Source organism: Rhodococcus sp. NPDC003318 (genome assembly GCF_042879035.1).
Classification (GTDB): Bacteria; Actinomycetota; Actinomycetes; order Mycobacteriales; family Mycobacteriaceae; genus Rhodococcus_G.
In genome coordinates this window covers 1-14,299 of sequence record NZ_JBIAOU010000022.1, presented here as the reverse complement: position 1 = coordinate 14,299, position 14,299 = coordinate 1, and the positions used below count along the sequence as shown (strand labels likewise).

Below are 14,299 nucleotides of genomic sequence, written 5' to 3'. Positions count from 1 at the left end.
GTCTTTACCGCGGTAAAGACTGGGCGAGTGGTGTGCATCTGCAACGCCGATTAGCAACCGGCCATAGAGCTGGTCCGTTGGTGGCGCATAAGTCTTGTAGATCTGACGCGGTGTCATGCAGTCGTGTCTGCGTTCCGCCCGGACGTTTACCGCGGTCAAGGAGGGTGGGTAACGTCAGCCGTCGGCAGAGTGATTCGAGAGGGCCGAGGAGGAGCGTTTACCGCGGTAAAGATTGAGTGCGGACCGGTTACTGTTCACAGGTCGAGATCCCTGTGGCACCGAAATGTGCAGTTCTTTACCGCGGTAAAGAGAGGGCTTCCAGAGGACTTCTAGAGGGCTCGCCCTCCGAGCTGCTGCGCTTTCACAACACACAGTGGCGGCCCTGTCTCGGTGACGGCAGTCTTTACCGCGGTAAAGACTGCGGTGACGCTTGGTGAGCGTCGGCGTCTTTCGGCGTCAGACAGTGGGGACTGGTTGAGTGACGACCTCGGAGGTCGGGTCTTATGGTCGGTTGTGGGAGATCTTTACCGCGGTAAAGATTGGACGGGATTCCGGCGAAGTATTTCGCGTTGGATGCTATGGGTCGCCGGGACCAAGTGTCGTCTTTACCGCGGTAAAGATTCCCGATCATCCAGCGTTATCTCGGTGGGGGAGGGGATCGCGCCGTCTCCTTGTCCGGGTTCTCTGGGACGCCGGAGGGGATCGCATCTTCGGGGCTATGTGATCTATCGGTCCAATGTCTGCGGCTGATCTTTACCGCGGTAAAGATCAGGGCCGAGGCTGGAGTCTGTTCGCTGAATCACTTTCCCATCCGGTATCTGGGTGGTCGCGCATCTCTTTACCGCGGTAAAGACGGTTGCCTTGAAGGGGGAGTCTCGGTCGACTTTTCGATGGGTGGTGGGGTGTTTCCCGTGCGTAGAGGTCTCGGAGCGTGCCTGGGAATCTTGGGGTTGGCGGGCTAGGAAGAGCATCGATGTTCTGTTCCTCTGATAGCTGGCACGGTTGCGATAGTGTCGGCAATCCCAACCCTTCTGGAGTGGTCGGGGAGTTGAAGTAGTACAGAGTGGTGCCTGCCGACAACACAGCGGGGTGAGGGCGAGAACGCACGCGCACCACTCGGGTTCTCTGGAGGGCACTGGCGGGAAGTGCATACGCGGAGTAGTGGAGGATCGTTCGCTGTTCGATGAGGCCTGTCTTCTTGTCTTTACCGCGGTAAAGACATTCGTACGGTTGATCTCTTTGATGCAGGTTCGGCGCTCTATCCGTTTGAGCCCTTACGAGCGGGTGCGGCCGCCACGATAACACCTTCCTCACCAACAGGTGTGCGCGGAGAAGGACCGGCGCGGACGGAGTATCTCGGGCTGAACTAGTGTCACAGTGACGAAATGAGCCAAGGTGATTCATTCGGCAATCGACGTTGCGAAAATGCATCGAATCCACCGGGAGAAAAGTCTCAACCATTGGTTGACCTAGCACAGCGCTGCGCGATCACTCCCACGCGACACGCCGAACTGTGACCAAAAATTCTGACAAGAAGTGATGCGTGAGAAGAGCGGCGTGGGGGACAGGCAGGCATGGTGCGCTCCCCGCCGAACGGCGCCGCCAGCCGAACCCGAAGACCCAGCATGCGACGCCGAGAATGGATTACGTTCCAGCGAACAGATTGCAGCAGAATCGATTTCCGAGAACCAGGCACGAGCGGCCACCTCCGAGGCTCAACCCGTCGTCTGTCGAACGTCCCGCAGATCCCTCCGTCCCCGGCAACCCCCGAAGACACCTCCTTGAGGTCCACGCCCGCTGATGCCTATCGTCGCCCCCAGGTCCTGTACGAAACTCGACCTCGAACCGATTACGATGATGAACGCGCTGATCACCACCCGATTGCATCGCGGCGGTGGGAGTCCGAAGTAGCCCCAACAGGGGCGAAGTATACGGAGGTTAACTGATGGCTGTGCATGTAATGCTCAACCAGAAGGGTGGAGTCGGAAAATCCACCCTGACAATGAATCTCGCGGCCGTGAAAGCGGACGTACTCACCCGCGATGACGACGACGTCCAGTCGCCCGTCGCAGCAATCTCAGTCGACCCCCAAGGCTCTGCTGTCTGGTGGGCATCGCGAGTGGAGGAACTCCCGTTCCTCATCGACCAGGTGCACGACAACCTCGATGTCCTCCGCAACCTCGACAAACTGCCCGGAATCAAGCACGTCTACGTCGACACCCCCGGATGGATCGACCTGTCCGGCAACGACGACGGCACCGACGCCCTCGGCGCCGGCAGCTCCGGCGACGCACTACGCGCAGTCCTCGATGTCGCGGACCTCGTCATCGTTCCGATCGAACCCGAACCGCTGTGCTTCGACCCGACAGCCCGCACCATCAAGCAGGTCCTCGAACCGCTCAACAAGAAGTTCATCGTCGTCGTCAACAACTGGGATCCCCGCGACGGCAAAACCGACCTCGAACAGACCCGAGAGTTCGTCCAGGCCAACGGATGGCCCCTCGCGCGCACCGTCATCCGCCATTACAAAGTGCACACCCGCGCCGCAGCCGAAGGCCGAGTCGTCACCGAGTACGAAGCCAACCGTGTCTCACTCCAGGCGCGGGAGGACTTCTACAAGCTCAGCCTCGAGCTCGCGGACGGTGGTCGCTGATGGCGCCCAAGGGTGGGCGGGCAAACTTCGCGTCGCTGGTCGGATCGGTGGGGGACAACTCGCCGGTTGACCAGAAGAAGACGGTGAAGCCGGAACCCGTCGTAGCCGAAATCGTCGACGGTCAGTTCCTCGCCGATGTCCCGCTTACTGATCTGGCGGCGAACCCCCGCAATCCGCGTGACGAGGTCGGAGACCTGTCGGACCTGTCCACGATCGTCGACCGGCAGCTCCAGCCCGGCACCGCGGTCAGCCGCGCCGCGTGGCTGAACCTGTGGCCCGGTGACGAGGACGAGATCGGCGACGCGAAATACGTTGTCGTCAACGGTAACCGACGCCTCGCCGCCGCCGCCAAGTACGCGCGACCCGGCCTCGACGTCGTCGTCCGAGACAGCATCGCCGTCAGCACGGGAGAGATCCTCTGGGCCGCGACGAGTGAGAACATCGACCGCCGCGACTTCGACGTCCTCGAAGAAGCCAGGGCAGTCGAGCTGATGGTCACCGAGTTCGGCGGTGCCACAGCTGCGGCGAAGAAGCTCGGCCGCTCCCAGGGCTGGGTGTCCCAGCGTCGCGCGCTGCTCAAACTCGCACCGGAACTTCAGGATGCGCTGCGGGCAGGTGACCTCGCGATCCGTGAGGCCCGCGCGTTGGCGAAGGTTCCCCGCGCGGAGCAGGTCGCGGCGTGGCAGGCCTCCCAGGACAACCCCGACGGCGACCAGGACGCACCCGTCATCGATCCGGAACCCGAGGTGTCGGAGCCGAAGGAACCCAAGGAACCTGCCGGCGAGGTTGAACCTGCGGAGAAGGTTCTGCAGGCGTTGCGCAAGCTCAGCGTCGAGCCGGATGTGCTCGCCGCGGCCGTGCGCAGGCACTTCACCGCCGAGGAGCAGCGTTCCCTGATCGACGCACTCGGCCTCGACTAGCGGCGAGCCGCTGCGTGTGCGGTGGCCCGTAGCCAACACCTTCAGGATCGGGGGGGGGGGGGGGGGGCTGGCTGCGGGCCACAGCCACAGGCCCGTCTCGTCGATCGAACCAGTTCAATGTCGGTGGCGCGGAATACATTGTGGCAAAAGCTCTATCGCCATGATGCACGTACCCTTCGCGCTCGCACATCACTGTCCCGGACACTGCGAAAGGACAACCCGGTGATGACTGTCCTCCACGCTGCCACAGTCTTCGTGGTGTGCCGGCCAGGCGCTGGTTTCCAGCGCATCGGAAGCCCGAGCCTCGGTGTGCACCGCTGGGGCGCGTCCACTCGCACATGCCAGGAAGCGTCACGAGAGGTATTGGGGGAGTGGTGAACACACCCGGCGAGCAGTTCGCACTCTTCGATGTCGACCCTGAACCTGTCGACGACCAGTCAGAACCGCGCGACACAGACAACGCCGCGACCGAAGACACCGACACTCAGGCAACCCCCACCGACTCCGACGACGCCCCGTCCACACCGGCAGCGCCGCAGGAGACAGCTGAACCCCCTACCGGCGAACACCAAGCCCCGGACCGTGCTGCGTCAGTAGGACAAGAGTCCATCGAACCCACCCCATCCAGCGAACCCACAGAACCCGACACCGAGCACAAGCCCTGGGAACAACTACCCGTCGGAGCCGCCGCCGACGGCCACGCCCTCATCGTCACCGCCGCAGCTACCTACAGCCCGTCCGGGCAACGCCTGACCGGCCCCGTCGACTCCATCGACAAACTCGACAAACTCATCCACTGGGCCGCACTGACCCCCCTCGGCGTCCCAGCTCAGGTGTGGATCGTCGGCATCGACGCCTGCCAGCTCCTCGGCTGGACCATCGATCCCGGCAGCGAAGACGACGTCGACGACCTCGAGAAACTCCGCCTACGCGCGGCTGAGGACCTCAGCCACGTCATCACCACCACACTGCCCGCCCTCACCGACACCGGCTGGGAACTGCGCGGCGATCCCGGCCACGTCATCCACCTCTCCCGCAGCATCGGCAAAGCCACCCAGATGGTCGACGTCGTCCTCGAGCCCTACGTCTGGACCTACTGGAACAAGGACTTCGGCTGGGGCAACCGCATCGGAGACATGGGCATCCTCGGCAATCCGGCCGCCGGAACCTACCTCCCCGATGCCGACCTGCCCGCTGCCCGCGAACTCGGCCGCCGCCTCGCCTGGTCCGCGGAGTATCTCGGCGTTCTGCCCGGCCCAACTCCCGCCCGCACAGGCGCCGCTGTCCTCGACAAGATCCGCCGCGAACGCACCCGCACCAAAAAGGGCATCGTCGTCACCACCGCCGGCCCCATGCCACCGATCGACCACACGCCACGAGGCGACTTCGAACCCGCCGCCGGCTGGATCCGCGACCACCTCGACTCCGACGACCTCGACGGCGCCACCGCGATCGTCACCATCGACCAACGCGCCGCCTATCTCGCCTCCGCCGGCATGCTCGACTTCGGCTACGGCACACCGACACAGCTCCTCGGCGACGCTGCTGCCGACGCCGCCGCAGCCGACAAACCACCATTCGGGATCTGGCGCGTCACCCTTCCCGCCGCCGCCCAATACGCCCTCCCGACCAAACTTCCGCTGCCGCACCCCGCCATGCGCCACGACCAACCCGTCACCACCTGGATCACCACCATCAGCCTCGACGGACTGCGCGCACCGATCGCCGACGGCGGCATGGGCCTCGACACCGACGACCTCGCCATCACCGAAGCCTGGACCTACCCCGAACACGGCCGCGCCCTCGACAAATGGGCCAAGACCCTCCGCGAGGCCCGCGCTATTGCCACCACCACCGGTGACACCGCGATGAAACGGTTCATCGGCACCTGCTACAAGGGCTACGTCGGCCGCATGGTCAACCCCGACATGTGGACCGCCACCCGCATGCAACACCACCACCAACCCCTCTGGCGGGCCGCGATCATGGCGCACTGCCGCTGGCGCGGCCGCCGCGTCGCCATGCGCATCGCACGCGAGACCGGCCGCTGGCCGATCCGCACCATGACCGACTCCTGGGTCTACCTTCTCGGTGACGGACAATCGGTCGCCGACGACAGCGACGCGCTCGGCAAGATGGTCGTCGAGAAGCACGCCGACCTCACCGACGACACCCTCCTCGCGTTCGCCACCGCGGAGACCGCGCACGATGTGCGGTTGGCGATCGCCGCCGCATACGCCGGAACGGACACCGATGCCGGCCTCGAGGCCGGCGATGATGATGGCGGAATGGGGGAGTAGTGGCACTGCACCTGCCGACACCGCGCTCGAAAACCGCACCGGTCAAGGCGACCGGTCTCGACGGCATGCACGTCACCGTCGCCGCCGCGGCCGTCGACGGCGTCGCCCGCTCGCAGGAGACCAGCCGCGGCCTCGCCGGCCTCACCTCGAAGGTCTCGGTCCGGCAGATCCGCACCGAGATCGGCAACACCGGCCTGCGCCAGGCCGCCGTCGATGCCGGCCGCACCCCACCCTCGGACCGCACCCTGCGTCGGTGGGCCCAGCAGGACCGGATCCCCAACCCGGAGATCGCCGAACTCGCCCAACGCCGCGCCGCCATCGAACGCCTCGGTGGCGTCAACACGGTCGCCAAGCGGATCGGCCGCAGCCCGTCCACCGTCCGCAAATACCGGTCCGGGCAGACCAACGACCTGCGCAACGACGCCAAGAGCAAGCTGAAAGCCGCGAAAGCCACCGACACGATGCGCAAGGCCGGTGTCCTGCGGCCCGACGGCACCCCCAAACAGGCTGTCATCCGCGTCACCGGCCGCGTCCACGTCCGCAACGGCGACGAGGTCGGCTACGACTACCGCACCCGCACACTCGACTTCGCCAACTCCGACGTCCCGTTCAGCGCCGACGAATCCCGTGAACTGGCCACCGCGCTCGCCAACGACGACCAAGCCCGCGTCGTCGCGATCCTCGAACGCCACGCGACCATCGACTACCCCGAGAACAAGGGATTCGACCGCTACACCGACCAGTTCGGGTTCCACTTTGACGCCATCGACAACATCCACATCGACTGGCACTGAAGCCCAAGGTCAGGGGCCGGCAGATTTCGGACAGCGAGTCCTTTGGTTTCCAAGCCGCGCAGTTTGATTCCAGCCAGGCGGAACTCCTCGCGGTTGAGCAGATGCGGCCAGCCGGGCGCCGCATCTGACGACGAGGTGCCATCCCAGATCAGCCCCGCGCACAGCGCGAAAATCAACTTCTTCGGTGCGATCGAGGTCGACATCGACGCCGAACCCTCCGCACTCGGCCCCACCGGATACCAGCCGCTACGGGTCCGCGACACGCTGTTCCGACCTCGCTCACCTGCGGTTGCCGCCCCCTCGTGGACACTTGGATGAGGACCTGTTCGATCGGCATTCGTCAGCCCAGCGGAGAGGTCCAGTTGTTGCGGGGCAGGACGTTGATGACGCGGATGAAGCTAAAACGCAGCCTGCATTGTCATGCCGTCCGGGCTGACTCGATGATCCCTGCCAACAGAGTTCCGGCGCACAGAAGAGCGAGTGCGCGTTGGGCGATGGCTTCCAGCCGTGTGTCGAGCGCGGCGATCGAATGGCTCACTTCGTTGAGGTCGCGGACCGCTGTGATCGTCGTCTGGACCTCTGGGATGCGGTAGCCACCGGCTCGGAGGGCTGCGGTGATTCGTGCTTCCCGGATGGCGGTGAGGGTGTAGCGCCGCGCTGTTCCCGCTCGCGTGGTGACCCGCTCAGGCGCCACCAGGCCGACCTTTTCCCAGTAGCGGAGCGTGGACGCCCTCACTCCGAGGGCGTCGGACAGTTCGGTGATGGTCATCGAGTCCCCTTCGACGGGCTTCGCATCGGTGGTTGCCTCGGCTCGGATCGACTCCAACGCACAGCGTGCTGCGAGTGCCTGCTGCCGCTCCTCGTTGAGCTGGGCGTGGAACCCGCAAATCAGCGCCGCCGCTTTGTCGCGCGGCAGGAGGCGAATCTCTCGCATTGCCCGTCGCGCCTCGACAGGCCCCACAGCCTGAGCGAGGTCACGGTACGCGCGAAGGGCGTGGACGTGCTGTGTCGAGAACCGTCGGTACCCGTTGCGTGACCTGGCTGCAGCGGGGATCACGCCCAGAGCCTCCAGATCACGCACCTGTTGCGCGGAGTAATTCGACGCTGCCGCGACGGCAGCGGTGTTCATCAGTGGCACCCCTTCGTTCGCTCGGGTCAACCGAACCCTCCACAAGCACTTCAACTACACACTTGAACCATGAGTATGGACCAACTTCTTGAAACGATCCGAGCGTTCGACGGGGTACTTGAACTTGCCCCCGGCCAGGGCAGCGCGTTCCCGGAGATCGCTTGGGGCGACCACTTCTTCTACTACGCTCCCGACGGCCAAGCGCCGCAGCGCGAGCAGCCCTACGCCACGATCGTTACGAAGAACTACCCCGACGATGCCTCATGCGACCTCGACCATCCCGATCGTTGGCGACTGAACATCCACGTCGGCACGGACACATTCGTTGAACTCACCGGTGAGGACCCCCGGGCCGAGGCGAGACCTCGTGACTACGCCGCTACCGATGTCGTCCTTCCTCATCCGGTCTATCGCAGGCAAGGTTGGGTGTCGATCATCAACCCAGGCGCAAGCACATACGTGCTGGCAGACCGCCTCCTTCGTCAGGCACACGAGGACGCCAAGCGCCGAGCGGAACGCCGGAGAGCCAACAAACAGCCAGCCGGTGATGTGCGTCCAGCCGGTGAGCGGTGACGCACCGCAACGCACCCTCCCCGCCGAAGGCAGCCGGCGATTTGTCGAGCGCCCCGGACATGGCCGACGGCACGCTACAAGGCATCGTGTCCAGCACTCGGTCATTCACGCTCCACCACAAGACATGCCTTCGTACTTCGCCGAGTTCCGCTGCGTTCTCGCGCCCGGCGGGCCACCCCTTGCCCGCTTTCTCCGAGTCGGAGAATGACAGGCGACCCAGTTCGACCACCAAGTGACAGCAGCCCCCTCACCGCCGCCGGGTGCGAACGGATCCGGGTGGACAAGGCCTCCGGCAAACGCCGGCGCCCGGAATGGGACAAATCCTTCGATCACCTACGGCGCAGCGACGAACTGGTCATCACCCCGAGGTGACCGCCGACCTCATCGCGAGGCACCCTCGAAGGCCTGGAATCCGCAAGAGCCCGCGGCCGCGTCGGCGGAGGGAACCCGCGCCCTGACCGGACTACAGGCACTCGAGGCCCGCAAGATACGACGAACTCGACCACCACGGCAAACGCAAATACGCCGTCACCCGGATCCGACACCTTCAGCGTCTTCCGCAAACCATCTACCACCACCTGAATCCCAGGCCCGCCTCAACCAGCGACTACGGCAAATCCGCCCGATTTCGTCGAAAGCCAGTCGGCGACCCTGTGAGTTGGCGTCTCTCGACGAGAACGACCCCGACGCAACCAAGGTGCGGTTCTGAACACAGCCCGTCCGCCGACATAACCTCTGGTCAAGCCATTTTCGTTGTTTTCCGCGCGATTACTGTCGGAACTCCAGGTAGCCGACGCAGACGCTACCGAAACACGTCATTCGGTAGCAGAGTGTGCAGTCATCTGGTGGCGAACCTCTGGTTTGCAGCGCTCGCTCCAGGGCATGAGTGCCGCCCTTGGTCCGCCAGTCTCCCCATGCTCGGCTGGCCATTCTGGCTACTATTCAGTAAACCAACCCAGGTAGGTGAGACCTTGGCGTGTCGGATACCTACACGCCGGGGATGCTGAAGATTTCCGCGAGGATCGCATGGGCGTTCGCTCATGCGTGTAGCGGCGCTGACTACCGTGCGGAATTGTAGGCCTCTTCGATTTCCGCGGGGATCCGGCCTCGGCTCGATACCTCGTACCCGTTGGCCGCCGCCCATGTGCGAATAGCTCTGGTTTGCGAGGGGTCTCGCTTCGTTGCGGTCTGCCCGTTGCTCGACGTTGACCTCCGTCGGCGAAGACGGGTTGCATGAGAGATGTAGTAGTCAAGCTTTCGATGAAACTCTTTGGCGTTCTTGGCATTCAGATCGATCTCGTACTCCGCTCCGTTGACCGCGAAACGGATCGTCTCGCCTTTTCCGGGCTGGATCGGTGTTTCATCAATGTCATCGACGTATTCAACAATCTTACGAGTCGCCATTGAAGCGTCCTTTCATCGGAGTTGCTTCACCATGTTCGAGTATGCGTGGACTTCTTGTCGCCGGAGGCGGGAAGGCGGGATGAAGAGAAGAATAGACAGGAGATCCCGCTGAGCGAAACCGAGATCCGATGACGACTTCCTGTCAATGACGGAAGTGGTGCCGGAACACCCGCTCGAGCGAGCGCTCGGCCTTGCAGGCAAATGGAACCCTTGGGGGTCGCCACTCTTCCTTCCTGCGGGGTCGCGAATCGGGAGGGTAGGGAGCGGCGAGTAGGTGACGGCTGCGGGATCGAATAAGACAGGCGGCGGCGCCGTTTCCATGTGGTATTTAACACAGTTATCTATGTCAGTCGGCAGTAGATCGAGGACGGCGAGCGCCGCGTTCGTGACGGCTCGCACTGCTCGCCTCGGCCCAGTGCCGACTCGCTGACCTGGGAATCAGTTCGCGACATCTCGGATCTGGGGTCGAATCGCTGAGGTAAGCGCCCACGGGTGTCCTGCGAGCGAAGGCGCCCCCGAAAGAAAACAACTCGTCGGTCTCTTACTCGCGAGCCATATTGGTGCACAACTACTCTGGCGTCACGTCGCTGTCGCCTCTATATGGAACGGCGAAGGCTCGCCGGCCTGCTCTCCATGTGAGCCGGCGGGCAGCTCTGCATCGCAGGCATTTGTCCGAGTCGGGGAAGTAGACATCGAGGAGAGAACTGTGAGAATCCCACTGTGGATCGGCGGACCGATCGTGATCGCGCTCGGCGCGGTCGACGCGGCGATCGAAATTCAAGCCCGAGCGGTGCAAGCGATGTCGCGAGCGGTGGCCGCCGCCTTGGAGATGGAGGAGTGTCCGCCGATCCCCCGCTCGTCGACTCCTATGTCCGAGGAAATGTCGGACCGGCTGGTGACGATCGGTGACCGTCCCCGGGCCTCGAACTGACCGTCTAACCCAGCTGCGCTCCATTACAGCTTCGACAAGGACCCGGCAGATCACGCCGACCGACAATCCGGTGAGATTCTCGACTCACACAATGTGGCTGCACCACTGAGCTTTTCGGGTAAAGATTCCCTGCAATCGAAATTCCGGTCGACGGGTTCTCGAGGGTCGGTCGATCTCCGCGGTCACCACGATTGTCTCCACGCGGCGCGGCTCCCGGCTGCTGGTGTCGTACCAGGCGATCATCAATGCGCTCGGACTCGACCGCATCCTGTCGTCCGCGCTGTACGGGTCGAATCCGATACGTGCGCTCCGGGAGCACCGGCGTACTCATCGCCATCCAACGAGGCGGGATCCGCGGGCAGTTCAGCACACGCCGCACCGCACTCGGTCTGCTCGACGGTCCAGCCGGGATCGCCGGCGCTTCCGGCGCTGGTGAGGGGACGGCGATGGCCGCCGCGATCGCACCAGCTCGCGCCGGAACCCCCTCGCGGGCAGCGCCGACGGCGCTCCCGTGTACGAGGATCATTCGCCGACCGATGTACGGATCCCGCTGGAGTCTCCAGACCGCAGCCCCACCCGTCGACGGCCGCGCAGCCTGCGGAGGCACCGCCACTGGCCCTGCGCAGGCTGCTGCAAAGGGTAGGGGATCAAGGGTGGGGGATACCTCGTTGAGTTTCGATGCCGAACTGGGTGAACGTGGGCACCCGTGCCCCTTTCACCCATCGAGGTGTCCATGCCCGCCAGACGTTCGAGAATCTGCCGCTCGGTCACACTGATTGTCGCTGTGACCGTTGCGGGCAGCGGCGTCCTGCTGAGTGCACCGGCGATCGCGAACGCCGCCCCGACGAGCTGCGCCGCCACGTTCAACCTGCTTATCCCGGGTACCTGGGAGACCAGTGAGAACGCCGACCCCGGTGCCCCGGTGGGGATGCTCAGACCTGTCGCGGACGCTCTCACAGCCGAGCACGGCGACCAGGCCGAGGTGTACACGCTGCCCTACATGGCCCGGGCCTTCGACAACGGGCACACCTACGCCGACAGCAAGTCCGACGCCGTCACCAAAGCCAGGCAGGTCCTCGAGAAGGTCGCGAACTCCTGCCCCAGCACGAAGTTCACCATCACCGGCTACTCGCAAGGCGCCGACGCCGCCGGCGACCTCGCCTCGGACATCGGCCACGGCACGGGCCCGGTCGAGTCGAGCCGGGTTCTCGCCGTCGGTCTGCTCGCCGACCCCGGCGCCGGAACGAAGGGCTCGGCGACGGTGGGGCCGCGAACCTCCGGCACCGGTATCGCGGACCCGCGCCCGCAGGGGATGGGCACGCTGTCGGGCCGCGTCGCGTCGATCTGCGCACCGGACGATCTGTACTGCTCGATCGAGAAGGGCGAGAGCCCCCTGCTGGGCTCGCTCGGTTCGATCCTGAGTAAGAGTCCCAGCAGCACCGCCCCAGACGAGATGAACGGTGGAAACAGCCGGCTCGCCGCGGCGCTGACCTCCGATTTCTCCGATGCAGATCTGCCCGCACTCGGAGCGAACGTCGCCACCCTCGGCCGGCAGCTCGCCGAGCCGATCGTCGACCTCGCACAGGTCGCCTCCACAGCGACATCCATCGCCACGACCCTCGCACCGCTGGCCGATCTGCTCGCCTCCGGTGCCGCCAACCCGGCAGAGAACGGCCGACTCGCCGCCGCACCGGTCGGCACCGCCGAACACGCCGCCTCCCAAGTCCTCACCCACGCAGGTCAATCCGATCTCACCAGCGCGGTGGACACCGCAACGAAACTCGCCAACACCGCCACCAAGCTGACCGGTGGCAACGCATTCGAGCTACCGTCGACCGCTCCGGAGGTGCACACCCTGGTAAAAGCCGCAGACACCCTCGACCGCCAGATCGCCCCGGTAGCATCGACCCCGATCGATGCCCTCACCTCGGCCACCAGCGTGCTGTCGGTGCTCAAACCGACAGTCGTGGTCAACCAGATCCTGGGCGTCGCCACCGGCATCACCTCGCTCGACATGCCCGGCATCCTGAACAACCTGACCCTGCTGCCGCAGAAGGTCTCTGCCCTCGACGCACACGGCGCGCACGAGATCGCCGGCCAGCTCAACAACCAGCTCTCCCCACTGGTGAAGATGGCCGCCGCCGTGGACCTGAAGTGGGTCGCACAGGTGCTCGCGATCATCCCGGACCCATCCGGCGCAACCCAGATCGCAGCGCTCGTGGCGTCAATCCTCGGCAACGTCGACGTCATCCGGCTCGCCAACCTCGTCGGGCAGATCCAGGAGATCGCCTGGGCCGCTGTCGAGAAGCTGCTACCACCACCCGGACAGCTCGCGGATCCGCTCGGTGCGGGCGCGGCCATGACCGGCCTCGTCCCCGTCGGTCTCGACCTCGCGTCCATGGCGATGAACATGCTCACGGGCAAAGCAGCCAAAACCTCACCCGAACTGCTCGGCAAACAGACCAACGCCGTAACGACCAGCATCACCACCCAAGCCGAGAACCTCGACCTGCCCGCGCTGTCGAACTCGCTGACCAAGCTGTCCCAGTCCCAAGACGCCGAAGACCTCGCCTCCCTGGTCGGCGAAGGACTCTCCGCCGCAGACTTCTTCACCTCCGGCGCCCACACCGACTACAACACCCTCGTGGTCGACAACGCCGGCCGCAGCGCCATCGAGTGGCTCTCGGACTGGCTCAACCTGCAGATCGGACGCGCCGTATGAGCACCCGCACCCAGGTCCCTCGAGCCCACAATCCCGCCGCCCGCTGGACCTGGTGCGCGGACTGCAGACATCGCGGCTACCACCGCCGTGCAGACGCAAAAGCGGTCCGCAAACGGCACCACGGAGACAAGGGAATCGCAGTGTTCATCTGCCCACACACTGACGGCCTGTTTCACATCGGGCACCGCCCGGACGCGCTCAGCCGCGGCGAGATCGATCGCGATCGTTTGCGGGTTCAGACAGCCTCCGCAACGAACGGGGCGCCGTATCGAGGGGCGGCTCGGCAATGAGTACTCTCACTCGACCCACATTGTTCGGGACTGCTGCACGGATAGGTGACATCTGATCTGTGGTGCCGGGAGGCACTGCTGGAAGGATGTGCCCCGTGCCGAAGCCGTATCCCAGGGAGTTCCGTGACGACGTCGTCCGCGTGGCTCGCAACCGCGAGCCGGGCCAGCAGCTGAAGCAGATCGCCGCTGACTTCGGGATCAGCGAGTCCTGCCTGACGAACTGGATGAAGGCCGCCGACGTCGAGGACGGAATCAAGCCCGGAACCACTGCGAGCGAGAACTCCGAGCTGCGGGAAGCACGGAAACGGATCCGGCTGCTCGAGCAGGAGAACGAGGTCCTGCGCCGGGCCGCCGCGTACCTGTCGCAGGCGAACCTGCCGGGAAAAGGCTCTACCCGCTCGTGAGCGAGCTGGCCGCCGACGGGATCCCCGTGGCGGCGGATGTGCCGGGTATTGAAGATTGCTCGTCAGCCCTACTACCGCTGGCTGGCCGAGCCTGTGACAGCAGCCGAACTCGATGAGGCGTACCGGGCCAACGCCCTGTTCGACGCACACCGAGACGACCCGGAGTTCGGGTACCGGTT

At 64.8% G+C, this 14,299-nt stretch carries 10 protein-coding genes and 1 pseudogene; 9 read left to right on the top strand and 2 right to left on the bottom strand.

Annotated features, from left to right (window positions below; genetic code table 11):
- Positions 1-1,945 precede the first annotated feature (1,945 nt).
- The 5 genes and pseudogenes from ACFYVR_RS23285 to ACFYVR_RS23265 all read left to right on the top strand — a co-directional run.
- Complete coding sequence (locus tag ACFYVR_RS23285; RefSeq protein ID WP_387477637.1) at positions 1,946-2,653, top strand: ParA family protein; 708 nt, start codon at positions 1,946-1,948, stop codon at positions 2,651-2,653.
- Positions 2,653-3,573: a ParB/RepB/Spo0J family partition protein gene (locus ACFYVR_RS23280; RefSeq protein ID WP_387477635.1), complete on the top strand. Its 921-nt coding sequence runs from the start codon at positions 2,653-2,655 to the stop codon at positions 3,571-3,573. The genes ACFYVR_RS23285 and ACFYVR_RS23280 overlap by 1 nt, the downstream gene beginning before the upstream one ends.
- 374 nt (positions 3,574-3,947) lie before the next feature.
- Positions 3,948-5,873 carry a hypothetical protein gene (locus ACFYVR_RS23275; protein WP_387477633.1) on the top strand — a complete coding sequence of 642 codons (1,926 nt, stop codon included), beginning with the start codon at positions 3,948-3,950 and terminating at the stop codon, positions 5,871-5,873.
- Complete coding sequence (locus ACFYVR_RS23270; protein ID WP_387477631.1) at positions 5,873-6,667, top strand: hypothetical protein; 795 nt, start codon at positions 5,873-5,875, stop codon at positions 6,665-6,667. Before ACFYVR_RS23275 ends, ACFYVR_RS23270 begins: the two co-directional genes overlap by 1 nt.
- 86 nt (positions 6,668-6,753) lie before the next feature.
- Positions 6,754-6,985, top strand: a pseudogene (locus ACFYVR_RS23265) (hypothetical protein); the annotation flags it as partial.
- Positions 6,986-7,085: 100 nt separating this feature from the next.
- Here ACFYVR_RS23265 and ACFYVR_RS23260 read toward each other — a convergent pair.
- Positions 7,086-7,796 (bottom strand): MerR family transcriptional regulator, encoded by a 711-nt coding sequence (locus ACFYVR_RS23260; RefSeq protein WP_387477629.1) that lies wholly within the window; start codon positions 7,794-7,796, stop codon positions 7,086-7,088.
- A 69-nt stretch (positions 7,797-7,865) separates the two neighbouring features.
- Between ACFYVR_RS23260 and ACFYVR_RS23255 the strand changes: the two genes are divergently transcribed.
- Positions 7,866-8,369 carry a DUF6194 family protein gene (locus ACFYVR_RS23255; RefSeq protein ID WP_387477627.1) on the top strand — a complete coding sequence of 168 codons (504 nt, stop codon included), beginning with the start codon at positions 7,866-7,868 and terminating at the stop codon, positions 8,367-8,369.
- A 1,059-nt stretch (positions 8,370-9,428) separates the two neighbouring features.
- On the opposite strand, the gene ACFYVR_RS23250 is transcribed toward ACFYVR_RS23255, so the two are convergent.
- Positions 9,429-9,773 carry an Lsr2 family protein gene (locus tag ACFYVR_RS23250; RefSeq protein ID WP_387477626.1) on the bottom strand — a complete coding sequence of 115 codons (345 nt, stop codon included), beginning with the start codon at positions 9,771-9,773 and terminating at the stop codon, positions 9,429-9,431.
- A 739-nt stretch (positions 9,774-10,512) separates the two neighbouring features.
- Here ACFYVR_RS23250 and ACFYVR_RS23245 point away from each other — a divergent pair.
- The 3 genes from ACFYVR_RS23245 to ACFYVR_RS23235 all read left to right on the top strand — a co-directional run bounded on the left by ACFYVR_RS23245 (position 10,513) and on the right by ACFYVR_RS23235 (position 14,120).
- Positions 10,513-10,704, top strand: coding sequence for a hypothetical protein (locus ACFYVR_RS23245; RefSeq protein ID WP_387477623.1), 192 nt, complete (start codon positions 10,513-10,515; stop codon positions 10,702-10,704).
- Between the two features lie 733 nt (positions 10,705-11,437).
- Positions 11,438-13,426, top strand: a complete 1,989-nt coding sequence (locus tag ACFYVR_RS23240) for a cutinase family protein (protein WP_387477620.1) — start codon at positions 11,438-11,440, stop codon at positions 13,424-13,426.
- Positions 13,427-13,811: 385 nt separating this feature from the next.
- Entirely contained in the window at positions 13,812-14,120 is a 309-nt protein-coding gene (locus tag ACFYVR_RS23235; protein ID WP_387477618.1) for a transposase, read from the top strand.
- The last annotated feature ends 179 nt before the right edge of the window (positions 14,121-14,299 follow it).

Coding starts and splice junctions, on each gene's coding strand:
- ACFYVR_RS23260 (WP_387477629.1), bottom strand. CDS start 7,796: ATGAACACCGCTGCCGTCGCGGCAGCGTCGAATTACTCCGCGCAACAG.
- ACFYVR_RS23280 (WP_387477635.1), top strand. CDS start 2,653: ATGGCGCCCAAGGGTGGGCGGGCAAACTTCGCGTCGCTGGTCGGATCG.
- ACFYVR_RS23255 (WP_387477627.1), top strand. CDS start 7,866: ATGAGTATGGACCAACTTCTTGAAACGATCCGAGCGTTCGACGGGGTA.
- ACFYVR_RS23250 (WP_387477626.1), bottom strand. CDS start 9,773: ATGGCGACTCGTAAGATTGTTGAATACGTCGATGACATTGATGAAACA.
- ACFYVR_RS23240 (WP_387477620.1), top strand. CDS start 11,438: ATGCCCGCCAGACGTTCGAGAATCTGCCGCTCGGTCACACTGATTGTC.
- ACFYVR_RS23285 (WP_387477637.1), top strand. CDS start 1,946: ATGGCTGTGCATGTAATGCTCAACCAGAAGGGTGGAGTCGGAAAATCC.